We start from the raw sequence: 24,565 nt of genomic DNA on the forward strand, positions 1-24,565 counted from the left end.
ACTACTGAGTTATTGCGCAGAACCACGAATAGCGCGATGCCTTTTTCTTCACCTAGACATACTCGAAGATCGGTGCAAGTGTAGGCGCCGGTTGGATTCATGTCCGATTTGGGAGGAGTATTTAATGGATCGTCGTTCGTTTATCAAAAAGGCCGGTCTCGGCGCTGGTGGTGTCGTTGCTGCATCCACGCTTGCCGCACCGGCTATCGCTCAGTCGACCAAGGAAATGGTGATTGTGTCGACTTGGCCACGGGACTTTCCGGGTCTGGGTATCCCGGCACAGCGTCTTGCAGCACGCATCACCGAACTGACCGAAGGCCGCATCACCACGCAGTACTTCGCCGCAGGCGAGCGCGTTGGCGCGTTCGACTCCTTCGATGAGGTCGCTTCCGGTAACGCTCAGGCCTATATCGGCGCTGACTACTACTGGAAGGGCAAGCATCCGGGCTGGGCAGCCTTCACGGCTATTCCGTTCGGTCTGACCTACACCGAAATGGATGCCTGGATCCGCTATGCGGGCGGTCAGGAACTGTGGGACGAACTCGCCGGCGAGTTCGGCCTGAAGAACCTTGCCATGGGCAACACCGGCGTTCAGATGGGCGGCTGGTTCAACAAGGAAATCAACACCGCTGACGACCTCAAGGGTCTGAAGATGCGTATTCCGGGTCTTGGCGGCGACGTCATGGCGAAGCTCGGCGCATCTCCGGTTTCCCTGCCGGGCGGCCAGATTTACGAAAACCTTGTTTCCGGTGCCGTTGACGCAACCGAGTGGGTCGGTCCGTACAACGACTACTTCATGAAGTTCTACGAAGCCGCCAAGTACTACTACTGGCCGGGCATGCACGAGCCGGGCTCTCAGCTCGCAATCGGCATGAACAAGGCGTTCTGGGATGGCCTGTCGAAGACCGACCAGGAAATCATCAAGGCAGCCTGCGCGGAAGAAAACGGCGGCACCATGGCCGAAACCAACGCCAACAACGGTGCTTACCTGGACAAGCTCATCAACGAGCACGGCGTCCAGCTGCGCGAGTTCTCCGACGAGATCTACGACGCCTTCGGTGAAGCTTCCCAGGAAGTTCTTCAGGAAGCCATGGATCACGATCCGCTTTCCAAGAAGATCTTCGAAAGCGTTGTCGCTGCGCGCAAGGACATCGGTAGCTGGATGGCTATTTCCGACGTCGCCTACAGCCAGAAGCGCAACCGCTTCCTGGGCATTCCGTCCTAAGACGGTCTGACTGGACTAAGGGGACGGGAATTTTCCCGTCCCCATTTCGTTACAATCAAAAAAGAATGAAGGCATCGCCACGATGACGGCCTTGGACAGCGTTCAAGACGACGTGTCTGCCAAGCAATCCGGACGGGGAAGCTCCAGTACAAGCCAGAATGCAATTCGCATCTTCGGCTGGGCCATCCTTGCGATTATGGCAGCGTTCCTTGTCAACAATTACCTGAACTACTGGCAGGATCTGCCGGGCGTCGCCCCGATATTCGGGGGAGCCGCGAACGGTTCCATGCCGATTGCCTGGTCCTGGGCCCAGCTTGGTGTCTATGTCCTTCTCCTGGTTCTGGCGGTCACCTATGTGGCGCGAAGCGAAACGACGCTTCGCGAGGACAGCAAGCGCATCAGCGACTTCAACGCCTATCTGATCCGCGCGATGTTCTGGGCCGTTCTGTTTGTCGGCCTGGCCGACATGGTGATTTCCTTCCTTCGTGTGGAAGGGTTCCTGGAAGGCGTCGTCGGCAAGGATCTGGCGGCGGACCTCGGCCGGTCGCAGTGGCGCGGCGCCGTCGTTCACATGCCCCTGATCGCCTTTTCGTTCGTTCTGGCCGCCTTTACGCGCACGCTCGGGTTCTACTGGCTGGCGCTGTTCGTGGTGGTCGCCGAACTTCTGATCGTTATCGGCCGCTTCATCTTCTCCTACGAACAGGCCTTCATGGCCGACCTCGTTCGCTTCTGGTATGCCGCGCTGTTCCTGTTCGCCAGTGCCTACACGCTGCTGGAAGAGGGGCATGTGCGCGTCGACGTGTTCTACACGAACTTCGCTCCGCGCACGAAAGGCTGGGTCAACGCCATCGGGTCGATCGTGTTCGGCGTATCGCTGTGCTGGGTCATTCTGATTGTCGGCATGGGCGGCAAGTCGAACATCATCAACAGCCCGATGCTGTCCTATGAAGTCACGCAGGCGGGCTTCGGTCTTTACGTCAAATACCTGATGGCCGGTTTCCTGGGTGTCTTCGCCGTGTCGATGATGATCCAGTTCGTCAGCTATTTCTTCGACGCTGTCGCTGATCTCCGCGGGGAACCCGGCGGTCATGACCATTCCTCTCATGCCGTCCAGTAGCTGAGCCGAGACACTTCTATGGAACTCTTCTTTCTCGTTCTTCTCGTCGTGGTGATGGCAACGGCTCTCGGCTCCGGTTTTCCGGTGGCCTTCGCACTGCCAGGCGCCGCCATCGTCACCATCGCGATCGCGTCCCTTACCGGCTACCTGTTTGCCGGTAACGTCGATGCCTTCTTCGCCCAGGGCGGGCCCAGCCAGTGGCTGAGCGCCGGTACCACCAACCTGCGCGGGGTCTATTGGGAGGCCCAACGCGACACGCTGATCGCCATTCCGCTGTTCGTGTTCATGGGGATCATGCTGCAGCGGTCCAAGATCGCCGAAGACCTGCTCGTCACCATGGCGAAGCTGTTCGGCCCGGTTCCGGGCGGTCTCGGCATTTCGGTCGTTTTCGTGGGGGCCCTTCTTGCCGCGACCACCGGTATCGTCGGCGCTACGGTCGTCGCGATGGGCCTGATCTCCCTGCCGGCCATGATGCGTAACAAGTACTCGGTGCCGCTGGCGACCGGTACGATTGCCGCATCCGGTACGCTGGGCCAGATCATTCCGCCCTCGATCGTGCTGATCATTCTCGCCGACCAGCTGGCAAGTGCGGTGGACCAGGCCGGTACGCTGCGCCAGAACCTTTACAAGGCGGCGACCGGCGAAATCTCCATGCCGTCGGACTTCTCGGTCGTGTCGACCAGTGCCGGCGAAATGTTCCTCGGCGCCTTCATTCCGGGTCTGGTTCTCGTCGGCCTCTACATGTTGTTCATTCTCGGCTTCGCCTTCCTGAAGCCGAGCGCGGCACCTGCCGTGCATGAGCCCGGCACATTCAACCGCAAGTTCATGGGCAAGGTGCTGATCACGCTCGTGCCGCCGCTGGCCCTGATCTTCCTGGTGCTGGGTTCGATCATCGCCGGCGTGGCAACCGTGAACCAGGCCGGCGCCATCGGCGCTGTCGGTGCAATGGTCATGGCCGGCTACCGGCTGCGCGAAGGCAAGCGCGGGGCCTATACGCCCGCAATCATCGCGATCCTCGCCATTCTGGCGATCGCCGTCGCGCTCAGCTTCCACACCATCAACATCAAGCGCATCGAAACGAGTGACGACGTGGTCGCGATCATCGTCGCCCTGATCGCCGTTACGCTGTTCCTGTTGGCGCTTGTCTGGAGCGGCTGGAGAACGCTGGTATTCGAAGACACGCTGCGCGGGGTGATGGTGGAAACCGCCAAGACCTCGGCGCTGGTGTTCATCATTCTGATGGGCGCGGCGATGCTGACCGCCTCGTTCCGCGGGTTCGGCGGCGAGGAACTGGTGAAGGAGTTCCTCCTTGGCCTGCCGGGCGGCTTCTGGGCCCAGTTCATCGTCGTGATGCTGGTGATCTTCATCCTCGGCTTCTTCCTCGACTTCATCGAAATTTCGGTGGTTGTCGTGCCGATTGTCGCGCCGATCCTGCTGTCCGATCCGTCCGCCAACGTAACGGCGGTGTGGCTCGGGGTCATGATCGGCCTGAACATCCAGACGTCGTTCCTGACGCCGCCGTTCGGCTTCGCGCTGTTCTATCTGCGCGGTGTCGCACCGGCTGCGGTGAAGACGATCGACATGTACAAGGGCGTTATCGCCTTTATCGCCCTGCAGCTTCTGGCTCTGGTGATCGTCGGGCAGTACCCGTCGCTGGTGAATTACCTGCCGAACCGCGTGTCCCTGCTGTCGGAGACCGCACCACCGCCGAAAAACCCGAAGCTGCAGTACTGCCTGGAAAACATCGTTCATGACGAGTACCAGACGAACGGCGACGGTATCATGAGCGCCATCAAGACCGCATCCAATCTCGACATCAGCTATCTGCCGAAGGATCTGCAGAAGAAGCTGCAGTCCGGATACGAGAATGCGGAAAAGGCCATTCCGCTGATGGATGACATCTTCACCGCGGAAAAGGCCGTGGAGGACGCTGCCGTCGATTATCGGCCGATCCATGACGAAGTCCGGGCGCTGGAGCGGGATGCGCGACGCATCGAAGCGCACATCAAGGACCTTGAAGTGATCGTCTCACGCTCGGGTCCGAACGGCGTCTATTCGGAAGAACGGGGCATGAAGGCCAAGGCAAAGATCGAAGGCCTGACGAAAGAGCACGATGCTCTGATGGCCCAGATCCCCGACGGCTGGAAAGACATCCACAAGACCTTCTCGGCGGTTCAGAATGCGGAGAACAAGGCACGCCTGACTTACCGCAGGACCGTGGACAGCGCCTATGAGCCGATCATGGAGGTCCGCAAGATTCTCGGCGGTGCCGAGCAGCTTGCGGGACTGGAAACGGAAATCGCATCCCTGAAGGACGATATCCGCAACCTTGAACCGGAAGCGGCGGTCAAGCGCATCGAGGATGTCCGTTCCATGGTCAGCGATGTCGATGGAACCAGCGATATCCGCAAGGGCCTGACCGACGCACGCAAGATCATGCGCAGCAAGTCGCCTGAGCCCGACAAGGCGGTCGCCGAGGTCGACAAGTCCCTGGCGGCCCTGGCGGAAGACCTCAAGTGGCGCAAGAAGGGCGAGGCCGAGCTCCTGCCCGGACTGAACGCCTATGACGAGGCGATCAAGTACAATATCGGACTTCGCTCGCAGCCGCGGCTGCCGAAGGATATGGCGCTTGATGTGGCTGCGTGCCTGTCGCCGCACCGCGATATTTCGCTGAACTTCTGATTTTCAGCGGAAGTTGACTATGATGCGGGGGAAGAGGTCACTCTTCCCCCGTTTCTCGTGGGGCCTCGTCATCAACGATCGGTATGGCTGCATTTCTGCATGGCCCGTTATCTGACCTGGATCGACAGTCTCAACCGCGCGGCCGGCCGGCTTGCCGGCGGGTTTCTCTTGGCCATGGTTCTGATCCAGGTCCTGGTCGTCCTGCTGCGCTACGTCTTTAACATCGGCTATCTGTGGATGCAGGAAAGCGTTCTCTACCTGCATGTGGGGCTTGCGCTTTTCGCCGCCGGATTTGCCCTGCTCAACAACGTCCATGTGCGCGTCGACATTTTCTACCAGACCGCGGCGCCGCGCGTGAAAGCGCTGATCGACCTGACGGGCGCGCTGGTATTCCTCCTGCCGCTCTGCGTGCTGATCTTCTGGAAAAGCCTGCCGTTTGTCGCCGCGTCCTGGTCCGTTCTGGAAGGCTCTCCGCAGCCGTCCGGCCTGCCGACGGTGTTTCTGCTGAAGACATCGATCCTGTGTTTTTCCCTGCTGCTCGGGCTGCAGGGCCTCGCCTTCGCCGTCCGGGCGTTCGGCGCGCTGATGACGGGTGAAAGCCGTCAATGACCTTTCTCGCCGGACATCTCGATCTGCTGCTGCTCGGCGCGGTCTGTGTGCTCTTGATGGCCGGCTTTCCGGTGGCGTTTTCGCTCGGCGGCGCCGGAGTGCTTTTTGCCTTTTTCGGATATCTGGCAGGAATATCGCCATCGCTCGGCGCCATTCCGCTCAGGATCTACGGGGTGGTGACCAACGAGGTGCTGATCGCCGTTCCGCTGTTCATTTTCATGGGGTTCGTGCTGGAACGGTCGAAAGTCGCCGAGGACCTGCTGCTCGCGATGGGCTGGCTGCTGCGCGGGCTTCCCGGCGGTCTCGGCCTGTCGGTCACCCTTGTCGGCGCTCTGCTGGCGGCCTCGACCGGGATTGTCGGCGCGACCGTGGTCACCATGGGCCTGCTCGCCTTGCCGACGCTCCTGAAGAACGGCTACCGGCCGAGCCTTGCCTGCGGATCCATCGCAGCCGCCGGGACGCTTGGACAGATCATTCCGCCGTCGATCGTACTCGTCTTCCTGGCCGACCAGCTGTCGAATGCCTATCAATCGGCCCTGAGGGACATGGGCCATTTCGCGCCCGAGCCGTTTTCCGTCGCGGATCTTTTCGCAGCCTCCGTCCTGCCCGGGCTGGTGCTGGTCGGCTTCTACATGATCTACCAGCTGTTTGCCGCAAGCCGGAAGGCGGACCGGGATGCCTTCCGGCAACAACTGGAAGCTACCCCCACACCGGGCTGGGGTGGTTTGCTGATCAGCCTCGTCCCGCCGCTTGTCCTGATCGTCTGCGTGCTCGGGTCCATTCTGGCCGGCATTGCGACGCCGACGGAAGCCGCCGCCCTCGGGGCTGCCGGCGCCATCGTGATTGCCGGGGCGCGGTCGTCAAAGTCGCTGACGATCCCGCTCGGGCTTCCCGGCCTGTCGGCGCTTGTCCTTGCGGGCCTGCTCAGCCTCGCCGCCATGAAGGCGGACGGTGTTGCAGGCACCCTGGCGGTCCTCGCGGCGATTGTGGCCAGTCTCGGACTGTTTGCCGGTCTTCTGGCCAATCTATGGGTCCTGCAGCGGAACGGAAGCCTGACCGGAATCGTCCTGAAGGCGGTCGAAATGATCGCCATGATGTTTGCCATCATGATCGGCGCGACGATCTTTTCGCTCGTCTTTCGAGACCTCGGCGGCGACGAGACAGTCACGTCGCTGCTGTCGTCCCTGCCGGGCGGAACGCTTGGCGCCATGCTGGCGGTCATGGGCGTGATGTTCGTGCTCGGCTTCTTCCTGGACTTTCTGGAAATCGTCTTCGTCGTCGTGCCGCTGGTCGCCCCGGTTCTTCTGCAGATGCCCATGGCGGACGGCTCGCTCATGTCGCCGGCGTGGCTGGGGGTAATGATGGCGGTCAATCTGCAAACGTCCTTTTTGACGCCGCCGTTCGGATTTGCACTGTTCTATCTGCGCGGGACTGTTCCCCCGTCGGTCCGGACGATGGACATCTACCGCGGGGTTGTTCCGTTCGTCGCGATCCAGCTTCTGGTCCTGGTGGTGATCTACTGGATGCCGGCCCTGGCGACCTGGCTGCCCGGCCGGCTTTACCCCTGAGCCATGACCTATTTCCACTCGACGCTGGCGGCGAACATGTAGCCCGAGCCGTAAATGGTCCGGATCAGGGTGGGAACATCCGGCGTGCAGAGTTTCTTGCGAAGCCGGGAAATCCTGACGTCGATCGACCGGTCCAGGCTTTCATCTCGGCCGCCGTGTTCCAGCAGATAGTCGCGGGTGAGAACGCGCTTGGGCGCCCTGAGCAGCGCCTCCAGCAGGTGGGCCTCGCCGGTGGAGAGAAAGGTTTCCTCTCCATCCGCTGAGGTGAGGCAGTGCGAGCCGGGGGTATAGGTCCAGCCGGCAAACCGGGCCTTGTCCTCCGATACGGTCTCAGCGGGGCGGTTTGCGGACCGTCTCAGGATCGAGCGGATGCGGGCCACGACTTCGCGCGGGTCGAAGGGTTTGACCACATAGTCGTCCGCGCCCATTTCAAGGCCCATGACCCGGTCTGAGGAATGGCTGCGCGCACTCAGGACAAGGATCGGCACGGAGGATTTCTTGCGCACCTCGTTGATGAGGGTCATGCCGTCGATATCCGGAAGGCCGAGGTCGATCAGGCAGGCATCCGGTTTCTCCAGGGTGAGTGCATCGAGCATGTCGGTCGCCCGGGAAAACACCCGGGTCGTCATTCCGAAGGGGGTCATGTTTTCCACCAGCAGGGCGCAGATGTCCGGCTCGTCGTCGACGATGAAAACCAGGGAAGGTCTGGCCGCCGGGTCAATGCTCCCGTTGCGATATTCCTGATGTGTCATGACGTGAGTATCTGCCTCAAGGTCAGAGCGAGATGGTCGGTTTGAAAGGGTTTGGCGAGGACCGGGAATTCGCAGTCCGGCAGGTCGGCGTCCAGGCTGCCCCAATCGGCATAGCCGGTCATCAGCGCGATGCCGAGGTCTTGCCGTTTCGTCCTGATTTCCTTGGCAAGTGCCAGTCCGTTCATCTGGCCCGGCATGACGATATCGCTCAGGACGGCGCGCAGATCGGGAAGTTCAACCGCGAGGATACGGGCATCCTCGGCGTTTTCCGCAAGCAGCACCGAATAACCAAGGCCGGCCAGTTCTTCCGTCAACACCGCCGCGACGTCCGGGTTATCCTCCACCAGCAGCAGCAGTTCGCCGTTGCCGCGAAGATTTCCGGTTTGGCCAAGGGCGTCGAGGTCAACGGTTTCCACCGCCACGTCCGGCAGGGATCTGGCCGGAAGATACAGGCGGAATTCCGTGCCGGCCCCGGGGTCGGAGATGATATCCACGGCGCCGCCCGACTGGCGCATGAAGCCGTAGACCATGGACAGTCCGAGCCCGCTTCCGGTGCCGAAGGGTTTGGTGGTGAAGAACGGTTCGAAGATGCGCAGGCGGGTGTCTTCATCCATTCCGACGCCGGTGTCCCTGACGACCAGCACCGCATAACGTCCGGGCGGGACGGACAGCTCTTCGGCTCCGCGCTGGTCGAGGACCTGCTCTTCGAGACGGATTTCGAGCGTGCCGCCGTCGGGCATGGCGTCCCTGGCATTGAAGGCAAGGTTGATCAGCGCGGTTTCCATCTGTGTCGGATCGATACGCGCGGCGAGATCGGGTACGGGCTGTTCGATCCGCAGTGTGATCGGGGCGGGAAGCGATCCCATCAGCAGGCTGGAGATGTTGTTCAGAACCTGGCGGAGCGGGACGACCTTGGGATCGACCGCCTGACCGCGGCTGAAGGCCAGCAGGCGCTGGGTCAGATCGGCCCCGCGCTGGGTTGCCTGAAGCATCGGCGCAAGATGGGTCCTGAGGGTTTCGGCGGCGATCATGCCTTCTTTCCGGTTCAGGCTGAGCAGGTTGCCGATCAGGATCGTGAGCAGATTGTTGAAATCATGGGCCAGCCCGCCGGCCAGCTTGCCGACCGCATCCATCCGCTGGGACTGCAGCAAGGTCGCTTCGCTGCGCCTTTGTTCGGTGGCATCGAGCGAAAGCACGAAGATCCCGAGCGTCCGTCCGTCAAGGGTCATGTCCGGAATGATCGTGGAGCGCATATAGGCCAGCGAGCCGTCCGGGCGGGTGCGGGTGTATTCATAGGAAACGACGTGACCCTCGAAGGCCCGGTCGATCTGCGGGCCGATTTCCCCGTAGAGCTCTTCGCCGATGACTTCCCGGGCCGAACGGCCTGCGATCGAGGTCACGGACTGGCCGAACCATTCCGCATAACGGCGGTTGGCGAAACGGTAGACGGGGCCGGGCGCAAGATAGGCGACCAGAGCCGGAATGTTGTCCGTCACCAGCCGCAGCCAGTCCTCACTCTGACGCAAGGCTCGGGTGCGCTCCTCGACCGTTTTTTCCAGTTTTTCCTGGCGCTGTCTTTCTTCGGTGAGGTCGGTGTAGATGGTGACGAAGCCGCCTTGCGGCAGCGGGGTTCCGCTGATGGCAATAACCTGGCCATTCGGCCTGACGCGTTCGAAATAATGGGGTTCGAACAGCCATGCCCGGTCCACCCTCCGCCGGATCTTGCCTTCGATATCTCCCGGGCCGTATTCGCCTCGTTCGGCATTCACACGCAGAAATTCCTCCAGGTGGGTGCCCCTGTGGGCAAGTTCCTGCGGAAAGTCCAGCATCTCCCAGAGGCCGCGGTTCCAGGCGACCAGCCGCAAGTTCGCGTCGAAGACCGAAAATCCCTGGTTGACGTGGTCGAGCGCTGCCTGAAGCAGGTCGAGTTGAGCCTGAAGTTGCGCCGTTTCCTCCATAGCGAAACTTTATTTCGCTGCTTCTGCATTGGCTAGTTCCTTTTATGGATGATGCCCTACGGTCACGTGACACATTTTGTTACAATTGAAACATATTGGCGTAATCCATGCTGCTTAGCGTTTGCCTGTCCGGAGGCTGACGGTTCCGCCCTGCGAAAACCATTTTTGAAAAAATGGCTTGAAGCAAATGGGAACGGGTAGTTTCATGGACGCATAAATCGACCCCGGAAAACGGGGCGGCTCTAAAGGGATGAACACGCTATGGCAGGGTTGGCCGGCGCCGCTTCGAGCGGCGGGGACACCTTTCCGAAGATTCTTCTGCATAATGCGAAGGTCTTCGGAGACCGAACTGCTGTTCGGGAAAAGGATTTCGGGATCTGGCAGAGCTGGACCTGGACGCAAGTGCGGGACAATATCCGCGATCTGTCGCTCGGTCTGAAAGAACTCGGCCTCCAGCAGGGACAAAAGGTAGCCATCGTCGGCGCCAACCGGCCCCGGCTCTACTGGTCCATGGTGGCCGCGCAGGCGATCGGTGCCGTACCGGTTCCCGTCTATGCGGATTCCGTCGCCGAGGAGATGGCCTATGTTCTCGGCCATGCCGAGGTGGCGTTCGCCGTCGTCGAGGACCAGGAGCAGGTGGATAAGCTCCTGTCCATGGACAGCGAAGTCCCGACCCTCAAGGACATCATCTACGACGAAACCCGGGGCCTGCGCGACTACGATCATACGCATCTGCATGATTTCGCCGCGGTACAGGCCCTTGGCCGCAAGGTCCTGGAAAAGGACCCGGGCACGGAAAAGGCCTGGGAAGACGGGTTCGCCCCGGCCAAGGGATCGGACATTGCCGTCATGCTCTATACGTCCGGCACGACCGGGCGGCCCAAGGGCGTGATGCTGTCCTTCGACAACCTCATCATCTCCGCGCGCAACGCCAATGCGTTCGATCATCTGGACGAGCATGAGGAAGTCCTGGCCTATCTGCCGATGGCCTGGATCGGCGACCATGTGTTTTCCCTCGCACAGGCCTTCACCGCAGGTTACTGCGTGAACTGTCCGGAAAGCCTCGATACCATCGATGTCGACCGGCTCGAGATCGCGCCGACCTATTTCTTCGCCCCGCCGCGCGTGTTCGAAAGCATGCTGACGTCGATCATGGTGCGCATGGAGGACGCAGGGAAAACCAAGCGCCGGATGTTCGATTATTTCATGGGCGTGGCCCGCCGTTCGGGGGAGAAGATCCTCAACGGTGAAAGCGTCTCCCTGAAGGACCGGCTCCTCTACCGGCTCGGGGAATTCTTCGTCTACGGACCGCTGAAGAACCGGATGGGGCTGACCCGGATGAAGGTCGGCTATACGGCGGGCGAGGCGATCGGACCGGAAATCTTCCGCTTCTACCGCGCCCTCGGGCTCAATCTGAAGCAGCTCTACGGTCAGACCGAAGCGAGCGTCTACATCACACTGCAGCCGGACGGTGAAATCTACGGTGACACCGTCGGCAAGCCGGCGCCTTCGGTCGAACTGAAGATCGCTGAAAACGGCGAAGTGCTTTACCGCTCTCCCGGCGTCTTCGTCGGCTACTACAAGAACGACGAAGCCACCCGGTCGACCAAGACGGAAGAAGGCTGGGTGCATACCGGCGATGCCGGCTTTATCGCCGAGAACGGCCATCTGAAGATCATCGACCGGGCAAAGGACGTCGGCAAGCTGAACGACGGCTCCCTGTTCGCACCGAAATACATCGAGAACAAGCTCAAGTTCTTCCCCAACATCAAGGAGGCGGTAGCCTTCGGCGATGGCAGGGACCGGGTCGGGGTCTTCATCAATATCGACCTGACGGCGGTCGGGTCCTGGGCGGAGCGCAACAACGTCAACTACGCCAGCTACCAGGAGCTTGCCGCCCATCCCCAGGTCTATGCCATGATCCAGGAGCACGTGGATCAGGTGAACCGGGACCTTGCGAGCGAGCCGATGATGGCAGGCGCCCAGATCCGCCGCTTCCTGGTCCTGCACAAGGAACTGGATGCGGATGACGGCGAGCTGACGCGCACCCAGAAGGTCCGCCGCAACTTCATTGCGGAGCGCTATGCTCCGCTGATCGAGGCGCTCTATGACGGCTCGACATCCAAACATGTGCGGACGGAAGTCACCTTCGAGGATGGCCGGGTCGGTGCGATCGAAGCGACCGTGGAAATCCGGGACATGCCCGCGCACGAAGCGTCTGGCCTTCAGGAGGCGGCTGAATGAATGCCATCATGACGAGTGAGGAAATGCCGCAGGTGGCTGCCCCGACAGCGGAGCGCGAAGACCTGTTGCGCGTGGACAATGTGTCCCTGTCCTTCGGCGGCGTGAAAGCGATCACCGACATTTCCTTCGATATCAAGAAGGGGGAGATCCGCGCGATCATCGGGCCGAACGGGGCGGGCAAGACCTCCATGCTCAATGTGATCAACGGCTTCTATCATCCGCAGGTGGGCACCATCACCTGGCAGGGTCAGGTGCGGCGGAAGATGAAACCCTATGAGGCCGCGAGCCAGGGCATCGCGCGCACCTTCCAGAACGTGGCGCTGTTCCGGGGCATGACGACGCTCGACAACATCATGTCGGGCCGCTCGCTGAAGATGCGCAAGAACTTCTTCTGGCAAATGATGTGGTACGGGCCTGCACGCGAGGAGGAAATCGAACACCGCAAGAAGGTCGAGGAGATCATCGACTTCCTGGAAATCCAGGCGATCCGGAAAACGCCGGTCGGCCGCCTGCCCTACGGCCTGCAGAAGCGCGTCGAACTGGGCCGGGCGCTGGCCATGGAACCGGACCTTCTTCTGCTCGATGAGCCCATGGCGGGCATGAACCTGGAAGAAAAGGCGGACATGAGCCGGTTCATCCTGGATGTGAACCAGGAGTTCGGGACCACGATCGCCCTGATCGAACACGATATGGGCGTGGTCATGGACCTGTCCGACCGTGTCGTCGTTCTCGACTACGGCAAGAAGATCGCAGACGGGCCGCCTGAAGAGGTTCAGGCCAGCCAGGCCGTGATCGACGCCTATCTCGGCGTGAGCCACTGATTAAAGGGAACGACATTCATGCTGTATGACATCTTCATCGATCCCTTTGTCCAGATGGTCACAATGCCGGACTTCTTCCTGCAGGTCCTGTGGGAAGGGTTCGTGACCGGGATCCTCTATGCGCTGATCGCCCTCGGGTTCGTCCTGATCTTCAAGGCCTCCGGCGTCTTCAACTTCGCGCAAGGCATCATGGTGGTGTTCGCCGGCCTGACCCTGGTCGGCCTGCACGAACACGGGATACCGGCCTATCTTGCGCTGCTCCTGACCATCGTCGTCATGGGGATCCTGGCCTACGGGATCGAACGGGTCGTGATGCGTCCGCTGGTCAACCAGCCGGACATCATCCTGCTCATGGCGACCATCGGCCTGACCTATTTCCTCGTCGGCTTCGGCGAGTTCGTCTTCGGCGGCGAGCCGAAGCAGATGATCGCGGAACAGCTCGGGCTTCCGACCGGATCGACGGCGTTTGAAATGGGCGAACGCGGTCTGGTCATCCTGCAGCATATCGACATCGCGGCTGCCTTGATCGCCATCATCATGGTGACCGCGCTTGCCATCTTCTTCAACAAGACGCGGATCGGCCGGGCGCTCCGGGCCGTGGCCGACGATCACCAGGCCGCCCTGTCGGTCGGCATTTCGCTCAACCAGATCTGGGCCATCGTGTGGTTTGCGGCCGGTCTGGTCGCGCTTGCCACGGGCATCATGTGGGGGGCGCGTTCCGACGTGTCCTTCGCCCTGGAGATCGTGGCGTTCAAGGCTCTGCCGGTTCTGATCTTGGGCGGCTTCACGTCCATCCCCGGCGCGATCATCGGCGGGCTGATCATTGGCTTCGGCGAGAAGATCGGTGAAATCTACTGGGGCGGACTGGTCGGCGGCGGGATCGAATCCTGGCTCGCCTACATCATCGCCCTGATCTTCCTCTTGTTCCGGCCGCAGGGTCTCTTCGGCGAAAAAATCATCGAAAGAGTTTAGGATTATGTTTTATCGCGAAGCCGGCCAATTCAAGACAAGCTACGAGGCGGACCAGTCGCTCTTTCCGATCCGGCAGGACCGGATCGGCATTGCGGTGCTGCTCCTGATCGCCTTTGTGCTGATCCCGCTGACCGCCAACGACTTCTTCCTGACGTCGATCATGATCCCGTTCCTGGTGTTTTCACTGGCCGCGATCGGGCTCAATGTGCTGACCGGCTTCGCCGGACAGCTTTCCCTGGGATCGGGCGCCTTCATGGGGGTCGGCGCCTATGCGGCCTACAAGCTGACGTCCATCTTCCCCGATGTGAACGTCATCTTCCTGGTGCTGGTGTCCGGGTTTTTCTCGGCGGCCATCGGTGCGGTGTTCGGCCTGCCGTCCCTGCGCATCAAGGGGCTCTATCTGGCCGTGACGACGCTGGCGGCACAGTTCTTCCTGGAATGGTGCTTCATCCGCATTCCGTGGCTCTACAATTACAATGCGTCGGGCGCCATCGAGATCCCGAAACGCGACATGTTCGGCATCACGGTCTCCGGCGCGGAAGCAACGCCGCTGGCGCGCTATTTCGTCGTCCTGGCGATCACGGTGGTGATTGCGCTGCTGGTCGCTAATGTCCTGCGCGGCCGGATCGGGAGGTCGTGGATGATGATCCGCGACATGGACATCGCCGCCGAACTGATGGGTATCCGTCCGCTGCAGACGAAGCTGCTCGCCTTCGGCGTGTCGTCCTACATCTGCGGCGTCGCCGGTGCGATGATGGTGTTCTTCTGGCTGAACGCGGCCGAGCCCTCGTCCTATTCGATCACCCTGTCGTTCCAGATCCTGTTCATGGTGATCCTGGGCGGGCTGGGCAGCCTGGGCGGCTCTTTCATGGGCGCCGCCTTTATCTGGATCCTGCCGGTGTTCCTGAAATTCATTCCGGGAACGCTCGGGATCGACATTCCTGCGGAGACGGTCGAACATCTGACGTTCATGATCGTCGGCGCACTGATCATCTTCTTCCTGATTGTCGAACCGCACGGTTTCGCGCGGCTTTGGCAGATCGGAAAGCAGAAGCTGAGAGTCTGGCCGTTCCCCTACTGAGCGGCAAGATTCAGGCACGCCATCCGGACAACGGACCTGTCCGGGGAGGATGGCGCAACGGGTCCGGCGGCACTCGAACCAGAGCGATGCCGCAAGGGAGGAAATGCATGATGAACTTCAAGCAATTTGCGCTTGGCACCGCCGTCGCTGTTGCGCTTGGCTCTTCGGGCTTTGTGCAGCAGGCAGCGGCTGAAGACAGCAACTACATTCCGCTGCTGACTTATCGGACCGGTCCTTATGCCGGTTCCGGTATTCCGATCGCGAACGGCATGTCCGACTATTTCGCCATGCTCAATGAACGCGACGGCGGCATTGGCGGCGTGAAGCTCAATGTCGAGGAGTGCGAAACGGGCTACAACGCGCAAAAGGGCGTTGAGTGCTACGAAGCCACCAAGGGCAAGGGCGCGCTGGTCTACAATCCGTATTCCACCGGTATCACCCTTCAGTTGATCCCGAAGGCTTCCGTCGACAAGATCCCGGTCCTGTCCATGGGCTACGGCCTGTCGGCCGCGGCTGACGGCAACGTCTTCCCGTGGATCTTCAATGCGCCGGACACCTATTGGGACGGTGCCTCCGTGGTCATCAAGTACATCGCGCACCAGGAAGGTGGTCTCGACAAGCTCAAGGGCAAGAAGATCGGTTACCTGTTCCTCGATGCCGGTTATGGCCGTGAGCCGATTCCGCTTCTGGAAGACCTGGCGAAGAAATACGGCTTCGAGCTGCTGCAATACCCGGTTCCGGGCAAGGAAATGCAGAACCAGTCTTCGCAGTGGCTGAACGTTCGCCGTGACCGTCCGGACTACATGGTCATGTGGGGCTGGGGCGCGATGAACCCGACCGCCGTCAAGGAAGCCGTGAAGACCCGCTTCCCGATGGACCGGTTCATTGGCGTCTGGTGGTCGGCCGGCGATGACGATGCCGCTGCAGGCGGTGCCGGTGCCAAGGGCTACAAGGCGATGAACTTCTCCGGTGTCGGCACCGAGTATCCGGCAATCCAGGACATCGTGAAGTATGTGATCGATGCCGGGAAATCCGAGACCGACAAGGCAATGGTCGGCAGCACGCTCTACAACCGCGGTGTTCTGAACGCCATGATGGTTGCCGAAGCGATCCGTACCGCGCAGGAAAAGACCGGCAAGAAGGTCCTGACCGGCGAAGACATGCGGATCGGTCTGGAAAGCCTGGACCTGACGGCCGAGCGCCTGAAGGAAATCGGCCTGGACGGCTTTGCCCATCCGATGAAGATCACCTGTGAGGACCACGCCGGTTCCGAGCCGGTGTTCATCCAGCAGTGGGATGGCGCGAAGTGGAACAAGATCACCGACTGGTTCGAGCCGATGACGGATGTTGTCCGTCCGCTGCTTGAAGCGGCCGCCAAGGACTATGCGGAAAAGAACGCTCCCTGGCCGGCACGTACCGAACCCTGCCCGAACTGATCGGGTCGTTCGTCCCGCCGCCACCGGCGGCGGGACAGTTTCCGGAGGAATTTTCAAAATGTCGACCCTGGATATGGCGCGACCTGAAGCGGATGTGGCGACGGGCGGATCGAAAGACACGATCCTGTCGGTGAACAACATCGAGGTGATCTACGATCACGTGATCCTGGTTCTGAAGGGGGTCTCCCTGACGATCCCGAGGGGCGGCATTGTTGCTCTGCTTGGCGCGAACGGCGCCGGGAAAACCACCACGCTGAAGGCCGTTTCCAACCTGCTCGGTGCGGAACGGGGTGAGGTGACCAAGGGCAAGATCGTTTTTGAAAACGAAGAGGTCCAGGCTCTCTCACCCAACGATCTCGTGCGCCGCGGTTGTATCCAGGTCATGGAAGGGCGCCATTGTTTCGGGCACCTGACGATCGAGGAAAACCTTTTGACGGGCGCCTATACCCGCAAGGACGGGTCTACCGCCATCCGCGACGATCTGGAGATGGTGTACCGCTATTTCCCGCGTCTGAGGGAGCGCCGGCAAAGCCAGGCCGGCTACACGTCGGGTGGTGAACAGCAGATGTGCGCCATCGGCCGGGCGCTGATGAGCCGGCCGAAGATGATCCTGCTCGACGAGCCGTCGATGGGGCTGGCGCCGCAGCTTGTGGAAGAGATTTTCGAAATCGTGAAGCAGCTCAACGACCAGGAAGGCGTGTCCTTCCTGCTTGCGGAGCAGAACACGAACGTGGCGCTGAAATACGCCACCTACGGCTACATTCTTGAGTCCGGCCGGATTGTGCTCGACGGCGAAGCCAAGGCACTGCGGGAAAACGAGGACGTGAAGGAATTCTACCTGGGTGTCGGCGGCGAGGGACGCAAATCGTTCCGGGACGTCAAGCACTACAAGCGAAGGAAACGCTGGTTGGCCTAGGGATTTTCCCCGGGGAAGCGGAGACGATCATGAGCGACGACATGTTTGATGCGCGCGAACGGCAAGATCCCGTTCAGCGCGAGGCGGAACTTTTTGCCAAATTGCCGGAATTCCTGAGCCATGCCGTGGCCGGTGCGCCGGGATGGGCGGAGCATCTGCAGGGCCATGACCTGGCAGGTGTCGCCTCCCGCGATGCGCTGGCGTCGCTCCCCGTCCTCAGGAAATCGGATCTTCTGCTGCGGCAGAAGGAGAAGCCGCCGTTCGGAGGTTTCCTGGCCGGCTCCCTTGCCGGTGTGGAACGGGTGTTCATGTCGCCGGGGCCGATCTGGGAACCCCAGGCGTCGGGGGACGACCCGTGGAACGGCGCCCGTGCGCTCTTTGCCGCCGGTGTGCGCAAGGGGGAAGTGGTGATCAACGCCTTTTCCTACCACCTGACGCCGGGCGGCTTCATTCTGGACCATGGCGCAAGGGCGCTCGGGTGCACCGTCTTTCCGGCCGGTGTCGGCAACACCGACATGCAGGTCGAGGCCATCGAGGTGCTCAAGCCCACCGCTTTCATCGGCACGCCGGATTATCTGAAAATCCTGCTCGACCGCGGTGCCGAACAGGGGAGGGACGTTTCCTCCATCAAGACGGCGCTGGTCTCCGGCGGCGCTCTGTTCCCTTCCCTGCGGGAAGAGTACGAAGCAAGAGGCATTCGCGTCAGCCAGTGCTATGCCACGGCGGACCTCGGGGTCATTGCCTATGAGAGCGCGGCGCGCGAAGGCATGATCGTCAACGAGGATTATATCGTCGAGATCGTGCGCCCGGGAACCGGCGAGCCGGTCGCGGACGGCGAGGTCGGCGAACTGGTCGTGACCGCCTTCAACCGGGTCTATCCGCTGATCCGCTTCGGAACGGGTGACCTTTCCGCCGTGCTGCCGGGCGCCTCGCCCTGCGGGCGGACCAACCGGCGCATTGCCGGCTGGATGGGCCGCGCCGATCAGCGAACCAAGATCAAGGGCATGTTCGTCGATCCGGCCCAGATCGCGGAAATCGTGAAGACCCATGGGGAGATTTCCAGGGCGCGCCTGACCGTCGGTCGTGACGGGGAAGCGGATGTGATGACGCTCGCGGTCGAAGCGGCAGATCCGGCCGCCGACCTGGCGGATCGGGTCGGCGCGACACTTCGGGACGTGACCCGGCTGAAGGGGGCAGTGGAGATCGTCTCGCCGGGTGCACTGCCGAACGACGGCAAGGTGATTTCCGACGAGCGGGAGTACGGCTAGGACGTTCCGAGGCTTTCGCTGCCGGCTGGCCGTTGCGGCCGGGTTTAATTTGGAATCGGTATGATCTAAAAGCTGCGTGCACGCGTAGAGTTTTCGACGCGCCGGCCCATGGGCCGGCGCGTAGCTCTGCCGCAGGCCCCACTTCAACGGACAGACCATGACCGATCAATCGACGTCGTTGCCCGAAAAACAACAAGAGATGCGCAAGGTCCATCTGCCGGCCGGACACCCTCCGGTGAAGACAGGCCGTGTCGGCGTGTTGCTGGTCAATCTGGGCACCCCGGACGGGACGTCCTATTGGCCGATGCGCCGCTACCTGCGCGAGTTTCTCTCCGACAAGCGGGTGATCGAATGGCCGAAGGCGCTTTGGTATCCGATCCTCTATGGCATCGTGCTGATGACCCGGCCGGGGAAATCCGGCAAGGCCTATGAGGAGATCTGGAACCGGGAAAAGGATGAGTCCCCGCTCCGGACCATCACCCGCAGCCAGTCGGAACAGCTGGCGGGCCGGATCGGCGACGACGGCGGCCGCTTGCAGTTCGACTGGGCCATGCGCTACGGCCAGCCGTCGATTCGATCCCGGCTGGAGGCCTTGAAGGCGGACGGATGCGACCGGATCCTGGTGTTTCCGCTCTATCCGCAATATTCGGCCTCCACGACGGCGACCGTAAACGACGAAGTCTGCAGGGCACTGCTGGAGATGCGCTGGCAGCCTGCCATCCGCACGGTTCCGCCCTATCATGACGATCCGGTTTATGTGACCGCGCTGGCGAAATCGGTCGAGCGGCATCTGGCGGGGCTGGATTTTAAGCCGGATCTGGTGCTGACCTCCTATCACGGCATCCCGCAGTCCTATTTCAAACGCGGCGACCCCTATCACTGTCACTGCCAGAAAACGACCCGGCTGATGCGCGACGTGCTCGGCTGGGACGAGGACAGGCTCAGGATCACGTTCCAGTCGCGCTTCGGGCCGGAGGAATGGCTCCAGCCCTATACGGACAAGACGGTGGAGCAGCTGGCGAAGGACGGGGTGAAGAATATCGCGGTGATGAACCCGGGTTTCGTCGCCGACTGCCTGGAAACCCTGGAGGAAATCGCAGGCGAAGCCGCAGAGATCTTCGAGGAAAACGGCGGCGAGAACTTCAGCCATATTCCCTGCCTGAACGATAGCGACCTGGGAATGGACGTCATTGAGCATGTGGTCCGCCGTGAACTGGGCGGCTGGCTCTAGGCCCTTCAGACTACCGATGCATTCCAAAAGCGGAAGCCGGTGACCGGCTTCCGCTTTTGTCTTTGAGCGTCATCATTCTTGGACTGGTGCGGCTTTAAAAGCTTGGGCATACTGACGAAAATAAAACTGGCATGTGCCTTGCGGTCCCGGGAGAATTGAATGCCTGAAAATCTGTTTGGGTTCGATATCGTTCTGATTATCGTCCTGCTCGTGGTCATTCTGGTGATTTTCGCCGGGGTCAAGACCGTCCCTCAAGGCTACAACTACACGATCGAGCGGTTCGGAAAGTACCGGAAGACCCTGTCCCCGGGGCTGAATTTCATCATTCCCTTCATCGACCGGGTCGGCCACAAGCTGAACATGATGGAGCAGGTGCTCGATGTCGAGTCGCAGGAAGTCATCACCCGGGACAATGCCACCGTCACCGCCGACGGCATCACCTTCTATCAGGTTCTCGATGCGGCCAGGGCTGCTTATGAAGTTCTCGGTCTTCAGAACGCCATTCTCAATCTGACGATGACGAACATCCGCTCCGTCATGGGGTCGATGGATCTGGACGAACTGCTGTCGAACCGCGATGAAATCAACGCCCGGCTGTTGCGGGTCGTGGATGCGGCGGCCGAACCCTGGGGCGTGAAGGTCACCCGGATCGAAATCAAGGACATCAACCCGCCCCGGGATCTGGTGGACGCCATGGCCCGCCAGATGAAGGCGGAGCGCGACAAGCGCGCGGCCATTCTCGAGGCCGAAGGAAAACGTCAGTCGGAAATCCTGAAGGCGGAAGGAGAGAAGCAGTCGCTGATCCTGGAAGCCGAGGGGCGCCGGGAATCCGCGTTCCGCGACGCGGAAGCGCGTGAGCGCGAAGCCGAGGCGGAAGCCAAGGCGACGAAAATGGTCAGCGATGCGATCGCCAGCGGAAATGTCCAGGCGATCAACTATTTCGTCGCCAACAAATATGTCGAGGCTTTCCGCGAACTGGCGAACTCCCGGAACCAGAAGACCCTCATCCTGCCGATGGAGGCGTCTTCGCTGCTCGGCAGTCTCAGCGGCATCGGCGAGATCGCCAAGGAGGCCTTCGGAACCGACAGGAAGGAAAGCCGATCCGCCGGGCGGGTTCCCGATACCGGATCAACGCCGGCTGGAGATGACGCGTGAGCATTATCGAACGGATCGTTCTGGAGCTCGGGCCCTGGAACTGGTGGGTCATCGGTCTCATCCTGATCGGCCTTGAGGTGCTGGCGCCGGGAACCGTCTTCCTGTGGTTCGGGATATCCGCAATCCTGGTGGGGACGCTCGCGCTGTTCGTCGACCTGTCGTGGCAGACGAGCCTGGTGATTTTCCTGGTCCTGTCCTTTGTCAGCCTCATTGGGGGCCGATATCTGATGTCCAGGATGTCGTCGGAGGTCGGCGATCCGGGCCTTAACCGGCGCGGCAGCCGCTATATCGGCCGGCGGTTCGTCCTGAAGACGCCGCTGCAACAGGGCTCTGGTCAGCTTTCGATCGACGATACCGTGTGGCGTATCACGGGGCCGGACCTTCCCGCAGGTTCGACCGTCACGGTCGAACGCATCGACGGTGCGCGGCTTGTCGTTTCACCCGCGGAAACGGATATTCCGAAAAAGGCGTCCTGAACGGCCCTACGGTCTGTGGCCGGGGGGAAGCGGCGGCGCTTCGGCTTTCAGGAGGATGCCGATGCGCCGGTTCGCGGCCAGATACGGGTCGTTGGGAAACAGCGGCTCCGTATCGGACTTGCCGATGACCGCATAGAACTGTTCGTCGGGAACGCCGTATTCGTTGAGGATCTGACGGGCCACGTTGGCGCGTTCCGCGGAGAGGTCCCATCCGGTATAGGTCGGGTCGACGGACTGTTTGCCGGCCGTTGTGTGTCCGGTGATTTCCACCCGGTTCGGCATCTTGGCGATGACGGGAGCCATCTTGGCGAGCAGCCGCCGGGTGGTCTCGTAGGGGTATTTCGAGCCTTCGCGGAACATGGAGCGGCCGTCCTGGTCGACCAGCATGATGTTCAGGCCCTCAGGGGTTTCTTCCATGATGATATTGTTGGAGATCTCGGTGATTTCCGGCATCTCCTGCCAGGCCTGGCGCAGCGACGCGGCCGCGGTCGCGAACTGGCGCGGCTTTTCGATGTCCGCCTTCAGCGTGTCATAGGTATTGGCTTCCGGACCCTGTTTCTGGCGGTTGTCGTGACGTTCCTGGGCGAAGTCGGAATCCAGTTCCTGGGGAACCTGGGTCACTTGCCTCATGTAGTCGCGGACCGGGATGCCCTCGACTTCGATAATGCCGGTGCGCTTGGAGGTTTCCTTCACGCCGAAGGCTTCGCGCATGGAGCCGGCCACGACCTGCAGCTTTTGCTTGTCCTGGATTGAAAAGGAAATGATCAGAACGAAGAAACACACGAGAAGCGACATCAGGTCCGCGAACGTGACCAGCCAGTCCGGTGCGCCACCGCCGCTCTGCTGCTTCTTTTTCGCCATAGCCGTGTTTCCCGATAAATGCCGCGTTCCGGATCAGGCGGCTTCTTCCATGTCCGCGCGGATCTTTTCCGGCAGATAGGCGATCAGCATTTCCTTGATGAGAGCAGGGCTCTTGGATTCGCGGATCTGCAGCACGCCGTCGATGATCAGGGTCTGGTTGAGTTCGTCGACGTCGAACTTGGCGTCCAGCTTGTCGACCAGAGGCAGGCAGACGATGTTTGCGATCAGGGCGCCGTAGAGCGTCGTCAGTAGGGCCACGGCCATGGAGGGGCCGATCGCTGCCGGGTCATCCATGTTGGCAAGCATCTGCACCAGGCCGACCAGGGTTCCGATCATGCCGAAGGCCGGAGCGGAATCGCCGAGCGCCTTGAACACGCGTCTTCCTTCCGACAGACGCGACAGCTGCAGATCGCGCTCCCGTTCCATCGATTCCTTGATGAATTCGTGCTCGTAGCCGTCTGCGATGTACTGGACGCCCTTGGCCAGGATCGGGTCGGAAACGTCGACGTTTTCCAGCCCCAGGGGGCCGGATTTGCGGACCACCTCTCCCAGAGTGGTGATTTCGGCGATCAGGTCCCTCGGGCTCTGGTTCTTGCCCGCAAGGGCGACCTTGAACCCCGTGCCGAGGGCGCTGACGATATCGGAAAGCTGGAACCGGATCAGTGTTGCCGCAAAACCTCCTCCGAACACGATCAGCACAGAGGGGACATCAACGAATTGTCCGAAACTTCCGCCAAGAAAGATTGCCGTAATCACGATGCCGAAGGCACCGATGATACCGATTAGGGTCGCCAGATCCATTCCGTACACCAAACCTTGAGGCAGACCATCCGCCGTCATCTGGCCGACAGTTTAGGTTTGGCAAGGCTAATCAAATCCTAACCGATTACCGGGAAATCGAAATTTAGCGTTCAAATAATCACGACCGGGCCGTAATCCGACAAACCGGAACCGCCAGGAACGGCCTTGGGCCGTAATCTCATTTATGCGTTCAAGACCTCAAGCCGCGCCGATGCGCAGCAGGTCATGCAGGTGGATGATCCCGACCGGACGCTTTTCGTCCGCAACGAAGACCGAGGTGATCGCCGAGCTGTTGATCAGCTCGAGAACAGCAGCCGACAGCATGTCGCCGGGAATGCTTTTCGGATTCGGCGTCATGATGTCGGTGACGGGCTTGTCGAGGAAGTTCGTCGAGATATGCCGGCGCAGGTCGCCATCGGTGATGATGCCGATGAGGTGGCCGATTTCATCCACGATCCCCAGCACGCCGAAGCCTTTCTGGGTCATCAGGACGATGGCGTCACGCATGACCATGGTCCTGGGCGCCAGCGGCAGGGCGTCGCCCTTGTGCATGATGTCCTGGGCGGCGGTCAGGCTCGCTCCGAGGCGGCCGCCCGGATGGAAAATGCGGAAATCCTGGGCCGTGAAGCCGCGGTATTCCAGAAGCGCGATGGCAAGCGCATCGCCGGCTGCAAGCTGGACCAGGGCGGATGTTGTCGGCGCAAGCCCGTGCGGGCAGGCTTCCGTGACGCTCGGCATTTTCAGGACGATGTCCGCGGCGCGGCCCAGAGTGCTGTCTTCCGACTTGGTGATCGCAACCAGCGGCACCTTGAAGCGGCGCGTATAGGTGACGATACCGGCAAGTTCCTGGGTTTCGCCGGACCAGGACAGGGCGATGACCACATCATCCTGGGTAATCATGCCGAGATCGCCGTGGCTGGCTTCGCTGGCATGAACGAAAAAGGCGGGCGTTCCGGTCGAGGCAAGGGTCGCGGCGAGCTTGGTGCCGATATGACCGCTTTTGCCGATGCCCGAGACGATGACACGCCCCTTGATGCCGGCGATCAGTTCAACGGTTTTGGTGAAAGGGGCGGACAGGCCGTTCTTCAATGCGGCCCGAAGGGCGCTCAGGCCCGCAATTTCGGTCTCCAGGGTGCGTTCTGCGGAAACGAGCGGTCGTGCGGACGCTTCCTGTTCACTCGTCGTCATCGCATCCTGAAGCGGGCTTTGCATGGCTGATCCTGTACTCTTTTTTACCCCGACCTGATTTGTCTACGCCAGCGTCATGCTCAGCGCAAGCCGGGTCTGGCCCAAAACAGGGATTTCGAACCGCTTTCACTTTTGGCGAAAAGCAACCAAGCGTTAACCATGTTTCGCCAGTGTGCCCTTGTGTCCGGATTTTCAATCTTTTTA

The 24,565-nt window shown here is 61.1% G+C and carries 20 protein-coding genes; 15 read left to right on the forward strand and 5 right to left on the reverse strand.

Features of this window, described 5'->3' with window-relative positions:
* Positions 1–124 precede the first annotated feature (124 nt).
* The 5 genes from HK439_RS19190 to HK439_RS19210 all read left to right on the forward strand — a co-directional run bounded on the left by HK439_RS19190 (position 125) and on the right by HK439_RS19210 (position 7,201).
* On the forward strand, positions 125–1,225 hold the full coding sequence (locus HK439_RS19190; RefSeq protein WP_190293093.1) for a TRAP transporter substrate-binding protein: 1,101 nt from the start codon (positions 125–127) through the stop codon (positions 1,223–1,225).
* Positions 1,226–1,421: 196 nt separating this feature from the next.
* A complete protein-coding gene (locus HK439_RS19195; RefSeq protein WP_209011937.1) occupies positions 1,422–2,342 on the forward strand; it encodes a TRAP transporter small permease subunit in 921 nt (306 codons plus the stop codon).
* A gap of 18 nt (positions 2,343–2,360) precedes the next feature.
* Entirely contained in the window at positions 2,361–5,024 is a 2,664-nt protein-coding gene (locus HK439_RS19200; protein ID WP_190293095.1) for a TRAP transporter large permease subunit, read from the forward strand.
* Positions 5,025–5,123: 99 nt separating this feature from the next.
* Complete coding sequence (locus tag HK439_RS19205) at positions 5,124–5,633, forward strand: TRAP transporter small permease subunit (protein WP_190293096.1); 510 nt, start codon at positions 5,124–5,126, stop codon at positions 5,631–5,633.
* On the forward strand, positions 5,630–7,201 hold the full coding sequence (locus HK439_RS19210; RefSeq protein WP_190293097.1) for a TRAP transporter large permease: 1,572 nt from the start codon (positions 5,630–5,632) through the stop codon (positions 7,199–7,201). The genes HK439_RS19205 and HK439_RS19210 overlap by 4 nt, the downstream gene beginning before the upstream one ends.
* Positions 7,202–7,209: 8 nt before the next feature.
* Here HK439_RS19210 and HK439_RS19215 read toward each other — a convergent pair whose 3' ends face one another.
* On the reverse strand, positions 7,210–7,953 hold the full coding sequence (locus HK439_RS19215; protein ID WP_190293098.1) for a response regulator transcription factor: 744 nt from the start codon (positions 7,951–7,953) through the stop codon (positions 7,210–7,212).
* Positions 7,950–9,911: a PAS-domain containing protein gene (locus tag HK439_RS19220; RefSeq protein ID WP_190293099.1), complete on the reverse strand. Its 1,962-nt coding sequence runs from the start codon at positions 9,909–9,911 to the stop codon at positions 7,950–7,952. The genes HK439_RS19215 and HK439_RS19220 overlap by 4 nt, the downstream gene beginning before the upstream one ends.
* Before the next feature lie 261 nt (positions 9,912–10,172).
* Between HK439_RS19220 and HK439_RS19225 the strand changes: the two genes are divergently transcribed.
* The 10 genes from HK439_RS19225 to HK439_RS19270 all read left to right on the forward strand — a co-directional run bounded on the left by HK439_RS19225 (position 10,173) and on the right by HK439_RS19270 (position 21,511).
* Positions 10,173–12,155 carry an AMP-binding protein gene (locus HK439_RS19225; protein ID WP_190293100.1) on the forward strand — a complete coding sequence of 661 codons (1,983 nt, stop codon included), beginning with the start codon at positions 10,173–10,175 and terminating at the stop codon, positions 12,153–12,155.
* A gap of 8 nt (positions 12,156–12,163) precedes the next feature.
* A complete protein-coding gene (locus HK439_RS19230; protein WP_419247597.1) occupies positions 12,164–12,976 on the forward strand; it encodes an ABC transporter ATP-binding protein in 813 nt (270 codons plus the stop codon).
* An 18-nt stretch (positions 12,977–12,994) separates the two neighbouring features.
* The gene (locus HK439_RS19235; protein ID WP_190293102.1) at positions 12,995–13,948 is read left to right on the forward strand and encodes a branched-chain amino acid ABC transporter permease; all 954 of its coding nucleotides are present in this window, start codon (positions 12,995–12,997) and stop codon (positions 13,946–13,948) included.
* A gap of 4 nt (positions 13,949–13,952) precedes the next feature.
* Complete coding sequence (locus tag HK439_RS19240) at positions 13,953–15,029, forward strand: branched-chain amino acid ABC transporter permease (RefSeq protein ID WP_190293103.1); 1,077 nt, start codon at positions 13,953–13,955, stop codon at positions 15,027–15,029.
* Positions 15,030–15,139: 110 nt separating this feature from the next.
* Positions 15,140–16,465, forward strand: a complete 1,326-nt coding sequence (locus HK439_RS19245; RefSeq protein WP_190293126.1) for an ABC transporter substrate-binding protein — start codon at positions 15,140–15,142, stop codon at positions 16,463–16,465.
* Between the two features lie 73 nt (positions 16,466–16,538).
* Positions 16,539–17,381 carry an ABC transporter ATP-binding protein gene (locus tag HK439_RS19250; protein WP_190293127.1) on the forward strand — a complete coding sequence of 281 codons (843 nt, stop codon included), beginning with the start codon at positions 16,539–16,541 and terminating at the stop codon, positions 17,379–17,381.
* A 29-nt stretch (positions 17,382–17,410) separates the two neighbouring features.
* Entirely contained in the window at positions 17,411–18,649 is a 1,239-nt protein-coding gene (locus tag HK439_RS19255) for a phenylacetate--CoA ligase family protein (RefSeq protein WP_190293104.1), read from the forward strand.
* A gap of 157 nt (positions 18,650–18,806) precedes the next feature.
* Entirely contained in the window at positions 18,807–19,880 is a 1,074-nt protein-coding gene (gene hemH, locus HK439_RS19260; RefSeq protein WP_190293105.1) for a ferrochelatase, read from the forward strand.
* Between the two features lie 159 nt (positions 19,881–20,039).
* Complete coding sequence (locus tag HK439_RS19265; RefSeq protein WP_190293106.1) at positions 20,040–21,035, forward strand: SPFH domain-containing protein; 996 nt, start codon at positions 20,040–20,042, stop codon at positions 21,033–21,035.
* Positions 21,032–21,511 (forward strand): NfeD family protein, encoded by a 480-nt coding sequence (locus tag HK439_RS19270; RefSeq protein WP_190293107.1) that lies wholly within the window; start codon positions 21,032–21,034, stop codon positions 21,509–21,511. The genes HK439_RS19265 and HK439_RS19270 overlap by 4 nt, the downstream gene beginning before the upstream one ends.
* Positions 21,512–21,517: 6 nt before the next feature.
* Here the strand turns inward: HK439_RS19270 and HK439_RS19275 are convergent, their stop codons facing one another.
* From HK439_RS19275 to HK439_RS19285, 3 genes are all read right to left on the reverse strand, one after another.
* On the reverse strand, positions 21,518–22,372 hold the full coding sequence (locus HK439_RS19275; protein ID WP_190293108.1) for an OmpA/MotB family protein: 855 nt from the start codon (positions 22,370–22,372) through the stop codon (positions 21,518–21,520).
* Positions 22,373–22,405: 33 nt separating this feature from the next.
* Entirely contained in the window at positions 22,406–23,173 is a 768-nt protein-coding gene (locus HK439_RS19280; RefSeq protein ID WP_190293109.1) for a motility protein A, read from the reverse strand.
* Positions 23,174–23,371: 198 nt separating this feature from the next.
* Positions 23,372–24,361, reverse strand: a complete 990-nt coding sequence (locus HK439_RS19285; protein ID WP_209011946.1) for a KpsF/GutQ family sugar-phosphate isomerase — start codon at positions 24,359–24,361, stop codon at positions 23,372–23,374.
* Positions 24,362–24,565 lie beyond the last annotated feature (204 nt).

It is taken from the genome of Roseibium aggregatum (assembly GCF_014692675.1).
GTDB classification, from domain to species: Bacteria; Pseudomonadota; Alphaproteobacteria; order Rhizobiales; family Stappiaceae; genus Roseibium; species Roseibium aggregatum_C.